We start from the raw sequence: 19,327 nt of genomic DNA, 5'->3' as shown, positions 1-19,327 counted from the left end.
TATCAGCTCCTTTTCGAATGGCTTCGTTAAAACTATTCAACGTCATCCATCGTATAACCTTTTTTCTGACAAATTCAGGTTTTTTAACGCTTCGGCGTTCTGTATAATAGCATTAACGAAATACGTAAAGGATGAGGCTCATGAAAGCACAGAAAATCATAAAGAGTGAGGCGGTCTTTATCGGCACCTCCCCTTTCCCCGCTCCGGGTTTTATTGCTATTCGGGAGGATAAGGTCATTGGCACGGGCCCCCCTTCTGAACTGGAAAGCTATCTTGATGCCTCGACCGCTGTTTATAATATGGGGAATCGATTGGTCATGGCAGGATTTCATGACTTTCACCTTCACTTTTTCCTCGGGGCGATGTTTGAAAGCTTCTGTCAGCTGACGTATGGGGCGACGGAAGACGAAACGGCGAAGATGGCAGCCATTTATGCAGACAATCATCCAGATGATGAATGGGTTCTGGGTTTCGGCTGGCATCATGTCCGCTGGCCGGGCCAAAAATTGCCTAGCCGCCATTCACTGGACCGCTGCCTGCCGCATAGACCAGCCATTTTATTAAACGAGGAAGCGCATAGTGCATGGCTGAATACCGCAGCTCTTCAAAAACTCGGAATCGGCCGTGATACTCCTGAACCTCCATTCGGCAGAATAGAGAAAGATGAAAACGGGGAGCCTACAGGGTTTCTGTACGAAACAGCCGTAAAATATGTGACGAGAGCCTTTCAGTTTGATGAAGCGCTGAAAAACAAGCTGATGGAAAACATGCTGAAAAAAACAGCCTCTTTAGGCATTACGTCCGTATCGGATATGCTGCCCCTTCCGGGATATACTCTCGGTGCCCCTGCCTTCTATCGTAGCTTTGAAGATAAGGGTAAGCTGACGACAAGGATTCACTTCCTGGATGTACTGGATGGCAACCTTAAAAGAAGTCTTTCATATAAAGAGACTTATCGGTCGGACCGGCTTCAGTTTTCAGGCTTGAAGCAATTTCTTGATGGGGTCCCCCTGACATACACCGGCTTCCTGCTCGAGCCATATGCAGACCGGCCAACCGAAAGAGGCGGGACCATTTATGATTTTGAACAATACAAGCAGTGGATTGAAGATGCTGACCGGGAAGGCTTCCGGGTCAGGCTGCATGCGTGCGGGGATGGGGCTGTCCGGATGGGGCTCGATTTATTCGAGCATGCCTCTGATGTGAATGGTGCGCGGGACTCACGCCACACGATTGAGCATATTGAAGTGTGTCATCCGAGCGACTTTCAACGATTTAAAGAACTAGGAGTCATCGCCTCCATCCAGCCTGAACATTTGACGGCGGGCTCGATGGACTCCCATGCCTATATTGACCGCCTGGGAAGTGAGCGTTCCAAATACACATGGCCAATCGGCTCACTCCAAAATCATGGTGCCCCGCTTGCGTTCGGTACGGACTTTCCGATAGTGGATTTAAATCCGATGCTCGGAGTGTACCGTGCTGTCACCCGTAAACATGAGGACGGTTCTCCCCGGAACGGATGGAATCCCGCAGAGAAGATTTCACTCAGTGAAGCGCTTATTCACTATACGAAGAGTTCAGCCTATGGAAACTTTCGCGAGAATGAATTAGGTACGATCGAAGCGGGCAAGAAAGCCGATCTCGTCGTATTCGACCGGAATTTATTTGAAGTCGATCCGGAAGAGATCCTCGAAGCAAAGACTGTTATGACGGTCATGGATGGAGACATCGTTTATGAGGCCTGATTGTCATGGGAGACAAACTCAGCCATAAAATCAAAATCAAGGCCCGTCCCGCATCGCTTTAAAGCGATGCGGGACGGGCCTTGATCATCTTGTTTATCAGCGTGGATCTTTCAATCCTCCGCCGTGGATGGTTTTTTCCTGGAATGGAAGGGTAAGCTCTTTGCTCAGTTTCTCAAGGAAGCTCTGTTCGCGCTTTGAAACGAGTGAGATGACTGTTCCTTCCGCTCCCATGCGTCCTGTTCTTCCTGAGCGGTGGATGTACTGCTTCGTGTCAGTCGGGAAATCAAAGTGGATGACGTGGGAAACGTCTGTGATATCCAGTCCGCGTGCGGCTACATCGGTTGTCAGAAGCAATGGAACCTTGCCTGCCCGGAAGCGGTCCAGGGATTGCTTCCGCTCCATTTTCTTGGATTCACCCGCAAGGACTTCAAGCTCTACACCTTTATACTTCAGCTTTTCTTCCGCTTCTGATAATTTTTCAAGCTGATTGAAGAATACGAGCGCTTTGATGTCTTTAAAGTAGGCAATGCTTCGCAGCGCTTCAATTTTGTCACGAAGTTCGGTGTACACAAAGATATGATCCACTTTCGGATTATCCAGATTGGCCTCCATCTTCACGATTTCGTGGTTCTGAAGCAGTTCTGCTGCCACTTCTTCCGTACGGTCGGAAAGAGTCGCCGAGAAGAAGAGGACCTGACGCTCTTTAAGCGTGGACTTGATAATGTCTTCTACCTCGCGTTTATGCTCCTGCCCCACCATTAAATCAAACTCGTCGACGACGATCGTTTTGACTTCATGCATTTTCAGCTTCTTCAGTTTCATCAGCTCAATAAGGCGGCCTGTCGTACCGACTACGATATGAGGCTTCTTCTTTAATTTCTCCACTTGCTTCTTGATGTTGGCACCCCCGATGAAGGCCGCACTTGTTACATCACTGCCTTTAGCCCATTTTTGAATTTCCTGATGGATCTGCATCACAAGTTCGCGGGATGGGGCAAGGATAACGGCTTGTGCCTGCTTGCGCTTCGGATCGACCGCTTGAATGATCGGCAGTAAATACGCCAATGTTTTTCCCGTTCCCGTGGGTGATTCGCATACGACATCTTTGCCTTCAAAGATGAGGGGAAGCACACGCTCCTGGACAGGTGTTAATGCAGTGAAACCGGAATCCTCCCAGTTTTTTTGTAAAAATGGGGATTGTATCATTGTAGAGATTGAATTCATATTATTATTTCCCTTCCCTTTCGGCATTCTGACGGAAAGTATTTTCCTTTATTAAAGGTAAAGATATTTCCACGATGGTGCCTTTTTGTTTTTCACTATGAAAGACAATTTTCCCTTTATGTTTTTCGATGATTTTTTTGCAGATGGCCAGTCCCAGTCCAGTGCCTTTCTCTTTTGTAGAATAGAACGGCTCGCCGATTGTCTCGATTCTTTCGGGCTCCATGCCTGTCCCATTATCGGATACAACCACAAGTGCCCCGCCGTCTTTCCTATTAAGGGAAATGGATACCTTTCCCCTTCGGTCATTCGGGATGGCTTCAACGGCATTTTTGATGATGTTGATAAAGACTTGTTTCAATTGATTTGCCTCCGCCATTACATTCAGCGGCTCCAATGCATAGGGTTTGTATTCTATAGAAACATTGTCTATATTCGCCTGTGCTTGCATTAATACAATCACTTGCTGCAGAATTGCTTCTACATTTTCTGTTTGATAATGCAGATCTTGTTGTTTCCCCAGGATCAGCATTTCGCCGGATATCAAATCGATTCGATCGACTTCTGAGAGCATGATATTCAAATGATCATGGTTCACACTGCCGGTCGTCTGCATCAGCTGGATGAATCCTTTAAGGGAGGTGAGCGGATTACGGATTTCATGCGCAACCGCTGCTGCAAGCTGTCCGATCACTGACATTTTTTCAGAGGCGATCATCATTTCTTCATTCTTCCTGAATTGGGTAATATCCCTTGCAATGACGAAGACGCCGGTCACTTCCCCGCTGATGATGATCGGAATAAAGGAACACCGGAGTATTTTTTTCTTCTTCCCCTTCAGATGGATGTTCGTTTCAAACATGGACCCCTTTCCAGAAAGGGTTTCGATAAAATGATCTGTTACACTCTTTGCATCTTCTTCATTAAGGAACTTCCTCAGCTGAATGTCCTCCAGCTCTTTCTGGGAGGCTTCGAGGAGTGATTCAGCTTCTGGATTGACCGCCATGATTTTCCCCTGCAAATCCAGCTCAAATACTCCATCAGGATTATGTTTGAACAAGGAATGATAGTGCTCATGCTGAATATATAATTGCCGCTCTTTCTTTTTTAACTGCTCATTGGATTCGATGACATCCTTTGTTCTCCTGTATACCAGCAGATAAAGGATGATCCCTGTGACAAATATAAAAAACCAGCCCTTGAAACGTTGAAAGTAAATATACAGATTCAGCTTTTCATGCGCAAGGATCACAGAAAAATAATCTGACAGAATAACCCACAATATACCTAACAGAACATACGCGATAGCTACTCTCAGGGCGATCTCTTTGGCTTTTCTCATATGGAGCGATTCACCTAAATTCACTATAGTCTTACCTCTATACTTTCACAATTCCTGCCAATTTATCAGCACTCTTTCTTAATCCTTATGTGAAAGAAGCTTTTTCGACAGTGGATAGATGGCCATACTCTGAATGATCAAAGAAAACATGATGACACCGAACGAGATGGATTGGATCGAATCGGCTCCGTTTCCTTCCATACCCAGAAGCAAAGCAACCGACATGGTCCCTTTGATCCCTGACCAGGTCAAGATGAAGACTTCCTTCCAGCCGTAAGCTCTTCTCCACGTTTTTCTTATTTTTGCAACACCAATTATAATAACATAGCGCACCAATAAGGTAATGATAAATAGTAAGAAAACCCATCCCAACAATGAAAAAGAAATGTACTCGATGGCTTTGATTCCGATCAATAAGAATAATAGCGATAAAATGGTTGGTTCAATGACTTCCCAGAATCCATCAAGATGCTTCCTGAAGTGATTTTCTTTAATCGTGCGTCCATATTCATATGAAAGCATGATACCGCTTGCCACCGTAGCCAATACACCGGATACCCCGATTTCTTCTCCTATGAAGAAGCTTCCATAAGCAAGGATGATACTCAGCATGATTTGATAACGGGAATCTGAAGTCAGATGAATCAACTTGCTGATTCCCCATCCGAGAATGATTCCCGTCAAAGCACCGCCTAAAGAGACCCACAAGAATTCTCCTGCAAAAGAAGCAAGTGAAAACGAGGCTTCCCCAAAGTAAATCCCTGCAGCGACCGTAAATAATACGATACTTGTTCCATCGTTAATCATCGATTCCCCTTCAACGACATCCGCCAGATCCTGTTGATTCGATGATTGCTTTAATATGGAAACCACAGAAACCGGATCCGTCGGCGTCAAAATGGTTGAAATCAGCAGAGCTTCCATATAAGAAATGGATAGGACAGGCTTTAAGGAATAATAAAATAACAAGCTCATCAAGAGGGCGGTGAGGACAATTCCGACCGTACTCAAAATCGATATCTCCCCCCCATGCTTTTTCAAAGCCTTAACAGGGTACTGATATGCCGATATAAATAAAAGTGCTGGCAGGAACCAATGAAAAATAGTTTCCTTTGTAAGTTCCACATCAGCAAACATCGGGACAAATCCCAGGCCTATTCCGATGACCAGCAGCACGACGGGAACAGGAAGATTCTTTTTCTTTTTATCAATTGTATAGACACTGTATCCGATCACAAGAAGAATCAGAAGGATTATGGGTCCGATCTTTCACACCCCCAACTCAGATAGTTATTATTTTGCTATTCCCCGGGGGCTTGATGAGCTAAACATCTTTCATCTGCCTTATTTCCTATTTCTTCAAGATTGTGTTTAACGTTTCCATCTAACGGGTTAAAGAGAAATATAAGATGAAAGCTCGTTCATACCACTGAAAAAAACATGAATACAGCAATGTGTGAGAAGAGCTTAGATGAAAGAAGGTGTTTCGATATTTTGAGCAAACTATATGAAAACAAAACCTTCAGTAACAGCGGAATGATCACATTGCCCAAAAAGTGGAGGCAGCGGTTCGGACTCATCCCCGGCAGAAAGGCGGAGCTCATTTTTCAAAACGATTCCATCTATATAAAACCCGCCCGGAAGCACTCAACCAATAACAAACGCTATATCTCCGAGAAAGGAACCGTCCACATCCCAAAGGAACTTCGCGAAGAAATGGGGATCACACCCCAAGACCCTTACAATCTTCACATCAATGAAGAAGACAAATGTTTCATCATCAGCTGTAAAGACAAATAAGACGAAGGCCCGCCCCCGTCGCGTTAAAGCGATGAGGGACGGGCCTCCGTCCGGCCGGCTTCCATTATTTCGACTTCACTTCCTGCTGTACTGATCGAAAGCTTACGGACATCCATGACAGGGAAGGATTGCTTCAGCTGCCTCAAAAGCCATTCGCCTGTTTCCTTTTCAACAAAGCAGGCGATGGTTGGGCCTGCTCCGCTAAGTGCCACTCCAAACGCACCAAACCTGCATGCCACTTCCTCGACTGCCTCATAGTGGGGGAGAAGTTTTTTTCGGTATGGCTGATGGTAGCGGTCCTGTTTCATCATCTTCCCTGCAAGCTCCCAATCCTGGGTGATAAATGCTGCAACCAGTACATTGGATACAGACCCTGCAAGTACAGACTCCTGAAAGGTCACTTTTTCCGGCAGTACATCCCGCGATTCCGATGTCTTTAATTCAGTCTTCGGAATGACTGTCACCACTTCAATCGGCAATTGGGACAGAGGCAGCAGCTTCACCCCGGATTCCGTCTGACAGCTTACGACGAATCCTCCGTATAACGAGGCACCGACATTATCCGGATGTCCTTCATACTTTGTCGCCATCTCGAGCTTCTTCTGTGGAGACAAATTCAGTCCACATGAAGCATCCGCCAGTTCAATGCCTGCAACCACTGCCGCAGCACTCGATCCCAAACCTCTTGTCAACGGGATATCGCTCTTCACATATAAATGGCATGGCGTGAGCTTCTTCCCGTAAGCTTCTGCTGTGTCTTTGGCAACCTCGACTATGAAGTGCGTTTCATCAGAAGGGAATTGCTCCAGTTCCTTTGAAAGGGCCGTTACATGCCAGGCGCGGGACTCTACTGCCTCCACCTTCAAATAAAGATCAAGCGCCAATCCAAGTGAATCAAACCCTGCTCCTAAATTGGCGGTGCTTGCCGGGACGGTGATTTTAAAGGACCTGGCTTCGCGCTTTTTCATACCCCGATCGTTCCTTTAATATAATCCTTCACCTTTTCTTTATCATTCGGAAGCTTGACCGGCTGTACCGGACTGTGTTCCATGGCTGTCACTGGATCCTTCAGGCCGTTGCCTGTCAGAACCGCCACAACCTTGCTTCCTTTCTTCAGCAAGCCCTTTTCAAGGCTCTTCTTAACTCCTGCAATCGAGGCACAGGAAGCAGGTTCAGCAAAGATTCCTTCCTTCTTCGCAATCAGTCTGTATGCATCGAGAATTTCATCATCCGTCACTTCATCGATATGACCATCCGATTCTTGGAGCGCATCCACTGCATAATCCCAGCTTGCCGGATTCCCGATCCTGATCGCAGTCGCAATCGTTTCAGGCTGCGGGAACACCCTGTTGTGAACAAGGGCCGCGGCTCCTGAAGCTTCAAACCCGAACATTCGCGGCAGACTGGATTGTTCACGCTGGCTGTATTCCTTGAATCCTTTCCAATAAGCTGAAATATTCCCGGCATTGCCCACTGGGATTGCAAGAACGTCAGGTGCCCCGCCCAAACCTTCAATTACTTCAAAGGCAGCGGTCTTCTGGCCTTCCAAACGGTATGGATTCACAGAATTCACGAGAGTCATAGATTCTGTCTTACTCAATTCGCGCACGATTTCGAGTGCCTCGTCAAAGTTCCCTTCAATCGAGATGATCTCTGCGCCGTACATGACAGCCTGCGCCAGTTTCCCTTGCGCGATTTTGCCTTCAGGAATCACCACGATGCATTTGATCCCGGCTCTTGCTGCATAGGCAGCTGCAGAGGCGGAAGTGTTCCCCGTCGACGCACAAATCACCGTCGAACTTCCGTCTTCAATCGCTTTGGCCACCGCGAGAACCATTCCCCTATCCTTGAAAGAGCCTGTCGGATTCGCTCCTTCAACCTTGGCATAAAGCTCGATTCCCCATTCATCGGAAAGTGTTTTTAATTCGATCAATGGTGTATTTCCTTCATTCAGACTCAAAAGAGGTGTCTCATTCGTGACGGGAAGATATTCCCCATACTGTTCTAACAGGCCTTTCCATCTCATCCTTTCTCTCCCCCTTCCACTCGGTAAGAGCTTTCGATCGAATGAATCGCATGGTAGTCCTTAAGCTCCATCAAAATGTCTTCATAATGATCAAGCGATGCTTTATGAGTGATAAGTACGATTTCAGAATACCCCGCTCCATTCAATGGATTTTGAAGGATTTTCTCGAAGCTCACCCCGTGATTTGAAAAAATGGATGTCAGCTTTGCCAGCACTCCGATTTCATCCTGGACATGAAGGCGTAAAAAGTATTGAGACGAAATTTCATCGCGTTCCTTTAATTTTTTCGGGAACTGAGGATTCACAGCGCTCTTTCCTGTCACACCAAGTCTCATGTTCTTCATTGTGCATACCATATCGGAAACGACGGCTGTTGCGGTTGGAAGGCTTCCTGCCCCGGGTCCGTAAAACATCGTCTCCCCTACAGCCTCTCCGTATACGTATACGGCATTGTATTCATCATTGACCGAAGACAGCGGATGCTCATTCGGCAGCAATGCCGGCTCTACGCTCACTTCCACCTTTTCCCCGTCGCGGTGTGCGTATCCGATCAGCTTCATCGTGTACCCGAACTGTCCGGCATATTCAATATCTTCAGCTGTCACATCGGTGATTCCCTTCACCTTTACGTCTGAGAGATCCACGTTCATCGAAAATCCAAGTGTCGACATGATCGCCATCTTCCTCGCTGCATCAAGCCCGCCGACATCGGCAGTCGGATCCGCTTCGGCAAACCCCAGGTCCTGCGCTTCCTTCAATACATCGTCAAAGCTCCTGCCCTCTTTTGTCATCTTCGTGAGGATGAAATTCGTCGTCCCGTTGACGATCCCCATCATTTTCGTGATGCGGTCTGATGCAAGCCCGTCTACCAGACCTCTTAAAATAGGGATCCCTCCGGCTACACTTGCTTCGTAAAATAAATCACATTCATTGTCAGAAGCTGCTTTCAGGAGCTCCGGTCCATGCACGGCCATCAGATCTTTATTTGCCGTCACGACATGTTTCTTATTTTTCAATGCGTGGAGGAGATGCTCCTTCGTTGCTTCGATTCCTCCCATTACTTCGACCACAATATCAATTTCAGGGTCGGCCAGGACTTCTTCCGGATTCAAGGTCAATATCCCGTCCCCGATCGTCAGTCCCCTGTCCTTATCCAAGTCCTGAACAAGGGCTTTTTTCACTTTCACAGGACAGCCGATTTGATGCGACAATTTATCCTGATGATTCTCAATGATCTTCACTACTCCGGCTCCCACTGTTCCGAGTCCCAAAAGTCCGATTGAAATTGATTCCATAAGTCGAAAACCTCCAATTGTTTATTTCTGGTGTACATTTGTATTTGTATAGAGGACATTATAGTAGAAATAATTTCCTATTACAATACCTAATTTCGTATTTTCTTAATGTAAGAGCTTTCTTGGTTGGTAGATTGGGAATGAAAATTTCTTATCTTAATAACAGAGGACCGCCCCTGATCCCATTCCAGGTCAGGAGCAGTCCTTCTTTATCCGATATAATGCAGCTGCCGGACCATCTTTGAGAGTTCCCGGTAAACTGGGATCTTGCTTGGATCCGCATTGCCCCCTGATACGACACAGCCGACTTTCTTCCCGTGGACCTTTACTTTATGGCACATCGCTGCCGCGAGTGATGCGGCACCTGCACCTTCCACTAATGTTTTCTCTCGCTGGAGCATGAACATCATGGCATACGCGATTTCTTCATCGGTCACCGTGACCATATCATCCACGTATTTGCGGATGATCGGGAAAGTCAGTTCTCCCGGTTTCTTCACCAGGATGCCATCGGCGATTGTGTGTACATGATTCAGGGAGCCTTTATTCTTCCCTGTAAAGAAATTATAGGTGGCCGGTGCTCCGAGAGCCTGCACTCCGATGATGTTCACCCTTGGATTAAAGGATTTTACCGCAAGTGCCATGCCGGCAAGCAGACCTCCGCCTCCGACCGGGACCAGGATCGTGTCCAGATCACTGAGCTGCTGAAGCATTTCAAGCGCGACGGTTCCCTGCCCCGCCATCACTTTTGGATCATCAAATGCATGAACGAATGTCGAGCCCCTTTCCTTCATTTCTTTGACGGCAGCACTATAAGCTTCTTGATAGGTCTCCCCTTCTAATACGATGTTCGCTCCGTAATGCTTTGTCGCCTCCACTTTTGCAGATGGCGTCCGCTTTGGCATAAAGATCTTGGAACCCGCATTCCGCTGAGAGGCAGCAAGCGCGACTCCCTGGGCGTGATTTCCTGCGGAAGCGCAGATGATCCCTCTTGCCGCTTCCTCCTCAGACAGGGACATCACTTTGTTCATGGCCCCTCTTACCTTAAAGGAGCCGGTCCGCTGCAAATTTTCCATCTTCATGAAAATGTTCCCGCCAGTGAAAGCATTCAGTGTGGAAGACTGCTTCAACGGTGTCCGATGCACTTGACCACAAATTCTTTCCATCGCTTCTACAACATCAGCACTATTCATTAAATTCCCAAGACACTCACCTCATTTTGTTTTTCGTATTGCTCGATTCTTTCACCATAATGCAATGTCAGATCTATTTCATCGAGTCCTTCCATCAGCATCGTTTTCCAATACGGATCTACCTCGAAGGATGCAATGAGCCCTTCAGAATCGCAGAGCATCTGGGACTCCAGTGAAACCTCGATCTTATAGACGTCTGCTTTTCGTTCATTTTTAAATAGGGCGTCAACTGTATCTTCAGCCAAAGAAATCGGCAGGATCCCGTTTTTCATGCAGTTATTATAAAAAATATCAGCAAAACTTTTGGCGATGATCACCTTGAATCCAAAGTCCTGAAGTGACCACGGGGCATGCTCCCTTGATGAACCGCATCCGAAATTTTTACCTCCGAGAAGGATTTCCGAATCATAATATTCAGGAGTATCCAGTTGAAAATCTTCTCTCAACGTTTTTCCATCGTCTTCGAAGCGCCAGTGATAAAAAAGGAACTGCCCGAATCCTTTACGTTCAATTCTTTTTAAAAATTGCTTCGGAATGATTTGATCTGTATCGACATTGTCGCGGTTAAGAGGAAATACTTTTCCCTCCAAATGATTGATTGCCATGTGGCCACCTCCTTAGGATACTGTCGCTGCTTTTAGTTTTCTTACGTCTGTCAGCTTTCCGGTAACCGCAGCAGCAGCGGCCATCGCCGGACTGAGAAGGTGGGTCCGGGACCCGTTCCCCTGGCGTCCTTCAAAGTTCCGGTTGGACGTTGATGCACATCTTTTTCCCGGTGGAACGATATCGTCATTCATGGCAAGGCACATGCTGCATCCCGCTTCTCTCCATTCGAATCCCGCTTCTTTAAAAATGTCGTGGAGTCCTTCTGCTTCAGCCGCTTGTTTGACCTTGAAAGAACCCGGCACTACAAGTGCGGTAACTTCCTCTTTGACTTTATGGCCTTTCACGACTTCTGCTGCCGCTCTTAGATCGCTCAATCGCGAGTTTGTACAAGAACCGATGAAGACATAATCCACCTGGATATCTTCAATTAGCATCCCGGCTTCGAGTCCCATATACCGAAGAGCCCGTTCCGTTCCTTCTTGGTCTGAAGGATCCCGGAAATCCTCTGGATGAGGGACAGAGCTTGAGATTCCGGCACCCATGCCGGGATTCGTTCCCCATGTTACATGAGGCTCGATATCTTCACCTTTGATTGTGATATGGTCGTCGTACCCTGCATCGCTGTCGCTTTGCAGTGAACCCCATTCCACTTTCAGTTCGTCATATGATTTATGCTTAGGCAAATGCTCCCTGCCTTCGAGATAATCGAATGTCACCTCATCAGGAGAGATCAATCCGGCCTTCGCACCTGCTTCGATACTCATATTGCAGACCGTCATCCGCTCTTCCATCGTGAGATTCCGGATGACATCACCCGTGAATTCAATGACATAACCGGTGCCGAATCCCACTCCGTAGGCGGAGATGATGTGAAGGATCACATCTTTTGCCGATACCCCGAAACCAAGTTCGCCGGTCACTTCCACCTGCAGTGTTTTCGGTTTGGACTGCCAAAGGGTCTGGGTCGCGAGTACGTGCTCCACTTCACTGGTCCCGATCCCGAATGCGAGTGCCCCGAACGCTCCGTGAGTCGAAGTATGGCTGTCGCCGCAGACAATCGTTTTACCCGGCTGTGTAAGGCCAAGCTCAGGACCTATGACATGAACGATCCCCTGATCCGGATGGTGGATATCGGATAGTTCCACATTGAACTCTTCGCAATTTTTCTCCAGTGTATCCATTTGAAGTCTCGCGATTTCATCCCGGACAATATGGCGCTCACGGGTCGGAACATTATGATCCATCGTGGCATAAGTCAAATCCGGCCTTCTAACCTTTCTTCCCTTGAGACGAAGCCCCTCAAAGGCCTGGGGAGATGTAACCTCATGAACAAGGTGCAGATCGATATATAGTAAATCCGGCTTTCCTTTCTCTTCGTGCACAATATGTTTTTCCCATATCTTTTCAATGATATTTTTCCCTGCCATGATCTCCCTCCTGATTTGTTTGTCTTTATAGCTTCTATTGTGGTTCGTATCCCTATGAAAATCTGACTTTATGCGCGGAATTTTCGATTTATGCTCGAAAATCCTACAAGTATGCTCGCTTTCATCATATTTTTGCGCGAAATCTATGATATTTGCTCTAAATGTCGAATTTCATCGAGTGTCGATACCCGTTGAAGTGAGTCTATTATCCTTTCCTTCTTACAAATAAGCCGCCAAAATCGAGCTCAATGCATGATCCGCTTCCAGGCGCTCAACGACAAGCTGGCTCATCGCCCCGGTTCCGACAACGGTTCCGCGTCCCATCGTCCAAAGGTCACCGGTACGGTAGCCGGCGTTCAATACTTCCTGCACGGCCATTTCGATCATTTCGGCTTCTTCTTTCAGGCCGAACGAGTGACGAAGCATCATGGCAGCCGATAGAATCATAGCGAGCGGATTGGCTTTTCCTTTACCGGCGATGTCCGGTGCGGAGCCGTGTACTGGTTCATAGAGTCCGAAAGAGTCTTCTCTTAAACTTGCAGAAGGCAGCATTCCGAGAGACCCTGTGATCATGGAAGCCTCATCGCTGAGGATATCCCCGAACATATTCTCCGTCACCAGTACATCGAATTGTTTCGGCTGATACATCAGTTTCATGGCAGCCACGTCCACCAGCATGTGCTCCACTTCCACATCCGGGTATTCGGACGCTACTTCATTCACGACTTCCCGCCACATTCGGCTCGTTTCCAAAACGTTCGCCTTGTCAACGGACGTCAGCTTTTTCTTTCGTTTCTGAGCAAGAGCAAATGCTTTACGGACAATTCGTTCGATTTCACTTCGTTCATACACCAGGGTATCGACTGCTACCTCATCGTTTTTCCCCTGCCGGCCTGATGGCTGACCGAAATACAAGCCTCCCGTCAACTCACGGACAATTACCAGATCGACGTCTTCGACCATTTCTTTTTTCAGAGGAGACGAATTCAGTAAGCTTTCGAATGCTTTGACCGGTCTCAGATTCGCAAATAGATTGAATTCTTTACGGATGGCAAGCAGTCCTTTTTCAGGGCGCTGTTCTTTTGGCAGGTGCTCCCACTTCGGGCCGCCGACTGCCCCTAAGAGCACGGCGTCACTTTCCCTGCAAAGCTTGACTGTTTCAGGAGGTAATGGTGTACCGAACCGGTCGACAGCTGCTCCGCCGATGTAGCCTTTTTCGACTTCGAATTCATGGCCGAACCAGTCACCCACCGCTTTCAGTACTTCTAATGCACCATCCATGATCTCTTGACCGATACCGTCTCCAGGCAACACTGCGATTTTTTTCTTCATTAGAACTACCTCCTGTTTTTATAAAATCTGTTACAACACCGCTGTTGATTTCCGTGCAAGACATCGCTTTCCGCGGGTGACCCGTGAGCCTCCTCAGCTTTTCGCCTGCGGGGTCTCACATTGGCCACTTCTCCCGCAGGAGTCTCCGTCTTGCACTCCAACCAACAGCTAGATCTTCCCATTAACATTGCTTTCGAATATAGTACCTGCCTTGAGACAGGCCTCATTGAAAAATATAAAATCTATACTCCGGCGTTCACAGCCACTTTCTCCTTCATCGCCGCCTTCTGCTGCAGCATCCGGTTCACTGCGTTCAGGTAAGCGCGGGCGGATGCTTCAAGGACATCTTGTGCGGTGCCGCGGCCGCTTGTGTTATCTCCGTCATACTCTAGGCGGACATACACCTCTGCCAGGGCATCCCTGCCTCCGCCGACTGAGTTGATTTTGTAATCAAGGAGCCTGGATGGCGATGGAAGCATCGATTCGATTGTGTTGTAGATGGCTTCCACGCTTCCCGATCCGGTTGAGGCGAGCTGCTTCAGGTCGCCGTTTTCATCGCGGAGCTCTATGGTTGCGGTCGGGATATTATCCATGCCGTACTGTACCTGCATCCTTTCAAGCTTGAATCCTGCACCTTCGCCGATTTCGGTTTGCTTGTTCGTCAGGATGCTGAACAGGTCGTCGTCGACGATTTCTTTCTTCTTGTCTGCCAAATCTTTAAAGGTATCAAATGCTTCTTTCAGCTTCTCTTCCGTCAGGTCGAAGCCAAGTTCAAGTGCCTTATTTTTAAAAGCATGACGCCCTGAATGCTTGCCGAGGACGAGTCTTGTGGAATTGACACCGATCAGCTCAGGCGTAATGATTTCATACGTTGTTTTCTCCTTCAGCATGCCGTCCTGGTGGATCCCGGATTCATGAGCGAAGGCATTGTTGCCGACGACCGCCTTGTTGGCCGGTACCCTCATTCCGGTCAGCTTGCTGACGAGTGCGCTCGTTTTCTTGATTTCATCGAGCTTCAAACGGGTAGTCGCGCCGTAAAAGTCTTCGCGGATCCGGAGGGCGACTGCCACCTCTTCAAGGGCTGCATTCCCGGCCCGTTCACCTATTCCGTTGATCGTCCCTTCAATCTGATCGGCCCCATTTTCGATGGCCGCGAGCGAGTTCGCCGTCGCCATTCCAAGATCGTCATGGCAGTGGGCGGATAGTTTCACTCCGTCGATATTCGGGACATTCTCGCGTACGAATCGGAACATCTCACCGTATTTCTGAGGTGTCATATATCCGACCGTGTCAGGCAGGTTGATGACCGATGCACCTGCATCGATCACCTTCTCCATGATTTTGACCAGAAAATTCAAGTCCGACCTGCCGGCATCTTCTGCCGACCACTGGACGACCGGGAAGAATTTCTTCGCGTATTTCACCGTTTCGACCGCTTTCTCAATGACTTGATCAGGCGTCATCTTCAGCTTGTGGGTCATGTGGATCGGGGAGGTCGCGATAAAGACGTGGAGCCTTGGCTCGGCAGTCGTTTTCAGCGATTCCCATACAGCATCGATATCACGTATACTTGCTCTTGCCAATCCAGTCACGGAACTGTTTTTGATCGTTTCACCGATCCTCTTCACTGCGTCGAAATCACCCTTTGAAGCTGCAGGAAACCCGGCTTCAATGACGTCGACCCCGAGGCGTTCGAGCTGCTTTGCCACTTCTATTTTTTCTACTGTATTCAGATTTACACCGGCCGATTGTTCTCCGTCTCTAAGCGTTGTGTCAAAAATTTCAATGGTTCGCACTTGCTACCACTTCCTTCTCTTTTTTAGAGGATTTCGGCTGAACAAATGGCATCATTTTACGGAGCTCCTTCCCTACCACTTCGAGTTCGTGCTTGCTTTCACGCTGATTGATGGCATTGAATTCCGGACGGTTCGCCTGGTTCTCAAGGATCCAGCCTTTTGCAAATTTTCCTGTTTGAATGTCTGACAGCACTTCCTTCATGCGTGCTTTTGTTTCTTCGTTCACGACGCGCGGTCCTGAAACGAAATCTCCCCATTGTGCGGTATCCGAGATGGAGTAGCGCATGCCTTCAAGACCTTGTTCGTACATTAAATCGACGATCAATTTCAGTTCGTGCAGACATTCAAAGTATGCAACTTCTTTCTGATATCCTGCTTCCACAAGCGTTTCGAATCCTGCCTTCACTAGGGATGTCAGCCCTCCGCAAAGCACTGCCTGTTCTCCGAATAGATCCGTTTCCGTTTCTTCCTGGAATGAGGTTTCAAGGATCCCGGCGCGGCCGGCCCCTACTCCTTTTGCGTAGGCAAGTGCGACTTCACGCGCCTGACCCGATACGTCTTGATACACTCCGAACAGTGCCGGTACACCCGCACCTTCTTCAAATGTCCTGCGTACTAAATGACCGGGACCCTTAGGGGCAACCAGAAATACATCGACGTCTTCCGGAGGAACAACCTGGCTAAAGTGGATGTTGAATCCGTGAGCGAAAGCTAAAGCTTTTCCGGCTGTAAGGGCTGGCTTGATTTCTGCTTCATACACCTTAGGCTGATGTTCATCCGGCAGAAGGACCATGATTACGTCCGCCTGTTCACATGCCTCGCGGACAGAATAGACATCCAGTCCGTCTTCCACCGCCTGATCCCATGACTTTCCTTTACGCAGACCGACGACTACATCAAAGCCGCTTTCCTTCAAATTCTGTGCATGGGCATGACCTTGGGAGCCATATCCTACGACCGCAACCTTCTTCCCTTTTAAAACCTCTTCATTCACATCTCCGTTATAATAAACCTTTACCATTTCGCTCATCCTCTCCAGTTTTTTTATAAAATTCACGCCGTTTAGCGGTGGTTCCGTCAGTTCACGATTGAATACTGTTTCAGATCTGTGACTGGTTTTCCATTGCCCCTTGCAAAGGCGGTGATGCCGGTGCGGGCAATTTCCTTGATACCATAAGGTCTTAGTAAATCGATGATGGCTTCGATCTTTGATGTCTCCCCGGTGACCTGGACGGTGACGCTGTCTCTTGCCACATCGATGATGGAAGCCCTGAATGGTTCCACGATGCCGTTGATTTCGGATCTCGTCTGACCTGTGCTCAACACTTTGATCAATGCCAGCTCGCGGGCGACCACCCCTTGATCGGTGATGTCCGTTACTTTCAGTACGTCAATTTGTTTGTGAAGCTGCTTCATCAGCTGTTCGATTTTGCGGTCGTCTTCCACGTTGACGACGAATGTCATCCGGGAGATTCCGTCCACCTCGGTGTAGCCGACGGAAATGCTTTCGATATTGAACTGGCGTTTCGTAAATAATCCAGTCACCCGATTGAGCACGCCGCTGCGGTTATGAACCAGCGCTGTTACAATCCGCTTCATGGTTTCACCCCTAACATTTCGTGGATTCCTTTACCTGGGGCCACCATCGGATAGACATTTTCCTTCGGATTCACCAGGCAGTCGATGAGAACCGGTTCGTCACTGGTCAATGCCTCTTTTAGAACCGTTTCGGCTTCTTCTTGTGTTTTCACTCGATAACCTTTGATTCCGTATGATTCAGCCAGTTTCACAAAATCGGGCTGCAGGGAGAACAGTGATTGCGAGTATCTTTCTTCATAGAAGGTTTCCTGCCACTGCCTCACCATTCCAAGCGTGCTGTTGTTCAGCAGGACGACTTTTACAGGAAGATTGAGTTCTTTTAAAAGGACCAATTCCTGCAGTGTCATCTGGAATCCGCCGTCCCCGACGAACGCTACCACCTTGCTTGAAGGATTCGCAAGCTGGGCGCCGATTGCCGCCGGGAATCCGAAGCCCATCGTGCCGAGACCACCGGAAGTGACCCAGTTATTCGGTTTTTTGAATGAGTAGTACTGGGCTGCCCACATTTGATGCTGACCGACATCGGTGGTGACGATCGCTTCGCCGTTCGTCATTTCGTATACCTGTTCAATGAGAAGCTGTGGAGACAACACGTCATTTGTTTTGCTGTACCAAAAAGGATTTTCAAGTTTATTAGCTTGGAGGTGGCGATGCCATTCCTCTGTATCGCCTTTGACTGCTTCGTGCTCAAGTATCTTTTTCAGTGCTTCCTTTGAATCAGCGACGATCGGGATATGAGTGGTGACGTTTTTTCCAATCTCCGCAGGGTCGATATCGATATGGACCACTTTTGCCTTAGGGGCGAATGTCTTGAGGTTTCCGGTCAGACGGTCATCGAATCGTGCTCCGATATTGATTAAGAGATCACATTCATAAAGAGCCATATTACTTGCATAACAGCCATGCATGCCAGCCATTCCTAAAAATAACGGGTGATCGGCCGGAAAGCCTCCCAGTCCCAAAAGGGTATGGATGACGGGAAGGTCGAACTGTTCAGCAAAGTTTTTTAATTCTTCTGACGCTTTACCGTGCAAAACACCTGCTCCGGCTAAGATAACCGGCTTTTTTGAAACTTTAATGGCATCCGCAAGCTTCCTGATCTGAAGCGGATTTGGATGAAGATTAGGCTGATACCCCGGCAGATCCATTTCCACGTCTTTCACCGGCGGGGCGTCCAGTACCGTCAAATCCTTTGGAATATCCACCAGCACCGGGCCCGGCCGCCCTGTAGAAGCGATATGGAAAGCTTCTTTCACAATCCGCGGCAGGTCTTTAATGTCGCGGACCTGATAATTATGCTTTGTAATCGGCATCGTAATCCCGACCACATCCGCTTCCTGGAATGCATCAGTCCCGATTACCCCCGAAGCAACCTGCCCTGTGAAAATAACAAGCGGCAAAGAATCCATCATCGCATCGGCTATCCCGGTCACAAGATTCGTAGCACCAGGGCCTGACGTGGCAATGACCACGCCGGGTTTCCCAGAAACTCTGGCATATCCTTCAGCAGCGTGAATCGCCCCTTGCTCATGACGAGCGAGAACATGTTTGATGGGGGCTTTATATAGAGCGTCATAGATTGGCAGGACGGCTCCACCCGGATATCCGAACAGAATATCAACTTTTTCCTCCCTTAAAGCCTTCATGAGCATGTCAGCACCGTTGACTTTTTCTGCTTGTGGCTGCGAAACCGGTTCTGCCTCTAACTTAGCTCTCATTTTTAATCTCCTCCCTCTTTTTAAAATCGCTTGGTTTTCGGTCCATATGGCTGTCTTAAAACCCGATTGACTCTTCCAGCTGATTTCCATATAAAAAAGCCTTTCCACCCACTACGACAGAATTTGATCTTTCGCAGGGGTGAAAAGGCTTTGTTCCTTTCCACGGTACCACCCTAATTCAGAGACGGCACGAGACCGTCTCCCTCAGCAGGCCGATTTTCAAA

The 19,327-nt window shown here is 48.1% G+C and carries 16 protein-coding genes; 2 read left to right on the top strand and 14 right to left on the bottom strand.

Features of this window, described 5'->3' with window-relative positions; genetic code table 11:
• Positions 1 to 140 precede the first annotated feature (140 nt).
• Positions 141 to 1,748 (top strand): amidohydrolase, encoded by a 1,608-nt coding sequence (locus tag HWX64_RS01895; RefSeq protein ID WP_254871012.1) that lies wholly within the window; start codon positions 141 to 143, stop codon positions 1,746 to 1,748.
• A 96-nt stretch (positions 1,749 to 1,844) separates the two neighbouring features.
• On the opposite strand, the gene HWX64_RS01890 is transcribed toward HWX64_RS01895, so the two are convergent.
• The 3 genes from HWX64_RS01890 to HWX64_RS01880 all read right to left on the bottom strand — a co-directional run bounded on the left by HWX64_RS01890 (position 1,845) and on the right by HWX64_RS01880 (position 5,559).
• Positions 1,845 to 2,972, bottom strand: a complete 1,128-nt coding sequence (locus HWX64_RS01890; protein WP_175986790.1) for a DEAD/DEAH box helicase — start codon at positions 2,970 to 2,972, stop codon at positions 1,845 to 1,847.
• A 4-nt stretch (positions 2,973 to 2,976) separates the two neighbouring features.
• Positions 2,977 to 4,311 carry an ATP-binding protein gene (locus HWX64_RS01885; protein WP_175986788.1) on the bottom strand — a complete coding sequence of 445 codons (1,335 nt, stop codon included), beginning with the start codon at positions 4,309 to 4,311 and terminating at the stop codon, positions 2,977 to 2,979.
• A 78-nt stretch (positions 4,312 to 4,389) separates the two neighbouring features.
• Positions 4,390 to 5,559 (bottom strand): cation:proton antiporter, encoded by a 1,170-nt coding sequence (locus tag HWX64_RS01880; protein ID WP_368495580.1) that lies wholly within the window; start codon positions 5,557 to 5,559, stop codon positions 4,390 to 4,392.
• A gap of 246 nt (positions 5,560 to 5,805) precedes the next feature.
• On the opposite strand from HWX64_RS01880, the gene HWX64_RS01875 reads away from it, so the two are divergent.
• On the top strand, positions 5,806 to 6,111 hold the full coding sequence (locus HWX64_RS01875; protein WP_175986787.1) for an AbrB/MazE/SpoVT family DNA-binding domain-containing protein: 306 nt from the start codon (positions 5,806 to 5,808) through the stop codon (positions 6,109 to 6,111).
• A gap of 23 nt (positions 6,112 to 6,134) precedes the next feature.
• On the opposite strand, the gene thrB is transcribed toward HWX64_RS01875, so the two are convergent.
• The 11 genes from thrB to ilvB form a co-directional block, all read right to left on the bottom strand.
• Positions 6,135 to 7,079: a homoserine kinase gene (thrB, locus tag HWX64_RS01870; RefSeq protein ID WP_175986785.1), complete on the bottom strand. Its 945-nt coding sequence runs from the start codon at positions 7,077 to 7,079 to the stop codon at positions 6,135 to 6,137.
• Positions 7,076 to 8,137: a threonine synthase gene (gene thrC, locus HWX64_RS01865; RefSeq protein WP_175986783.1), complete on the bottom strand. Its 1,062-nt coding sequence runs from the start codon at positions 8,135 to 8,137 to the stop codon at positions 7,076 to 7,078. Before thrC ends, thrB begins: the two co-directional genes overlap by 4 nt.
• A complete protein-coding gene (locus tag HWX64_RS01860) occupies positions 8,134 to 9,432 on the bottom strand; it encodes a homoserine dehydrogenase (RefSeq protein ID WP_175986782.1) in 1,299 nt (432 codons plus the stop codon). Before HWX64_RS01860 ends, thrC begins: the two co-directional genes overlap by 4 nt.
• A gap of 209 nt (positions 9,433 to 9,641) precedes the next feature.
• Positions 9,642 to 10,625 carry a threonine ammonia-lyase gene (ilvA, locus tag HWX64_RS01855; RefSeq protein ID WP_254871010.1) on the bottom strand — a complete coding sequence of 328 codons (984 nt, stop codon included), beginning with the start codon at positions 10,623 to 10,625 and terminating at the stop codon, positions 9,642 to 9,644.
• Positions 10,625 to 11,230, bottom strand: a complete 606-nt coding sequence (gene leuD, locus HWX64_RS01850; RefSeq protein WP_175986780.1) for a 3-isopropylmalate dehydratase small subunit — start codon at positions 11,228 to 11,230, stop codon at positions 10,625 to 10,627. The genes ilvA and leuD overlap by 1 nt, the downstream gene beginning before the upstream one ends.
• Positions 11,231 to 11,242: 12 nt before the next feature.
• Positions 11,243 to 12,658, bottom strand: coding sequence for a 3-isopropylmalate dehydratase large subunit (leuC, locus tag HWX64_RS01845; RefSeq protein ID WP_175986778.1), 1,416 nt, complete (start codon positions 12,656 to 12,658; stop codon positions 11,243 to 11,245).
• Positions 12,659 to 12,877: 219 nt separating this feature from the next.
• Positions 12,878 to 13,990 carry a 3-isopropylmalate dehydrogenase gene (leuB, locus tag HWX64_RS01840; RefSeq protein ID WP_175986776.1) on the bottom strand — a complete coding sequence of 371 codons (1,113 nt, stop codon included), beginning with the start codon at positions 13,988 to 13,990 and terminating at the stop codon, positions 12,878 to 12,880.
• Between the two features lie 242 nt (positions 13,991 to 14,232).
• Positions 14,233 to 15,786: a 2-isopropylmalate synthase gene (locus HWX64_RS01835; RefSeq protein WP_175986775.1), complete on the bottom strand. Its 1,554-nt coding sequence runs from the start codon at positions 15,784 to 15,786 to the stop codon at positions 14,233 to 14,235.
• Positions 15,773 to 16,807 carry a ketol-acid reductoisomerase gene (gene ilvC, locus HWX64_RS01830; RefSeq protein ID WP_032085550.1) on the bottom strand — a complete coding sequence of 345 codons (1,035 nt, stop codon included), beginning with the start codon at positions 16,805 to 16,807 and terminating at the stop codon, positions 15,773 to 15,775. Before ilvC ends, HWX64_RS01835 begins: the two co-directional genes overlap by 14 nt.
• 56 nt (positions 16,808 to 16,863) lie before the next feature.
• Positions 16,864 to 17,385: an acetolactate synthase small subunit gene (gene ilvN, locus HWX64_RS01825; RefSeq protein ID WP_175986773.1), complete on the bottom strand. Its 522-nt coding sequence runs from the start codon at positions 17,383 to 17,385 to the stop codon at positions 16,864 to 16,866.
• On the bottom strand, positions 17,382 to 19,103 hold the full coding sequence (gene ilvB, locus HWX64_RS01820) for an acetolactate synthase large subunit (RefSeq protein WP_175986771.1): 1,722 nt from the start codon (positions 19,101 to 19,103) through the stop codon (positions 17,382 to 17,384). The genes ilvN and ilvB overlap by 4 nt, the downstream gene beginning before the upstream one ends.
• Between the last annotated feature and the right edge of the window lie 224 nt (positions 19,104 to 19,327).

It is taken from the genome of Bacillus sp. Marseille-Q1617, assembly GCF_903645295.1.
Classification (GTDB): Bacteria; Bacillota; Bacilli; order Bacillales; family Bacillaceae_B; genus Rossellomorea.
The sequence above is the reverse complement of the archived record's forward strand: the minus strand, read 5'-3'. Positions and strand labels throughout refer to the sequence as shown.

Coding starts and splice junctions, on each gene's coding strand:
- leuD (WP_175986780.1), bottom strand. CDS start 11,230: ATGGCAATCAATCATTTGGAGGGAAAAGTATTTCCTCTTAACCGCGAC.
- HWX64_RS01895 (WP_254871012.1), top strand. CDS start 141: ATGAAAGCACAGAAAATCATAAAGAGTGAGGCGGTCTTTATCGGCACC.
- HWX64_RS01885 (WP_175986788.1), bottom strand. CDS start 4,311: ATGAGAAAAGCCAAAGAGATCGCCCTGAGAGTAGCTATCGCGTATGTT.
- ilvA (WP_254871010.1), bottom strand. CDS start 10,625: ATGAATAGTGCTGATGTTGTAGAAGCGATGGAAAGAATTTGTGGTCAA.
- ilvN (WP_175986773.1), bottom strand. CDS start 17,385: ATGAAGCGGATTGTAACAGCGCTGGTTCATAACCGCAGCGGCGTGCTC.
- ilvC (WP_032085550.1), bottom strand. CDS start 16,807: ATGGTAAAGGTTTATTATAACGGAGATGTGAATGAAGAGGTTTTAAAA.
- HWX64_RS01890 (WP_175986790.1), bottom strand. CDS start 2,972: ATGAATTCAATCTCTACAATGATACAATCCCCATTTTTACAAAAAAAC.
- HWX64_RS01860 (WP_175986782.1), bottom strand. CDS start 9,432: ATGGAATCAATTTCAATCGGACTTTTGGGACTCGGAACAGTGGGAGCC.
- thrC (WP_175986783.1), bottom strand. CDS start 8,137: ATGAGATGGAAAGGCCTGTTAGAACAGTATGGGGAATATCTTCCCGTC.
- ilvB (WP_175986771.1), bottom strand. CDS start 19,103: ATGAGAGCTAAGTTAGAGGCAGAACCGGTTTCGCAGCCACAAGCAGAA.
- leuC (WP_175986778.1), bottom strand. CDS start 12,658: ATGGCAGGGAAAAATATCATTGAAAAGATATGGGAAAAACATATTGTG.
- leuB (WP_175986776.1), bottom strand. CDS start 13,990: ATGAAGAAAAAAATCGCAGTGTTGCCTGGAGACGGTATCGGTCAAGAG.
- thrB (WP_175986785.1), bottom strand. CDS start 7,079: ATGAAAAAGCGCGAAGCCAGGTCCTTTAAAATCACCGTCCCGGCAAGC.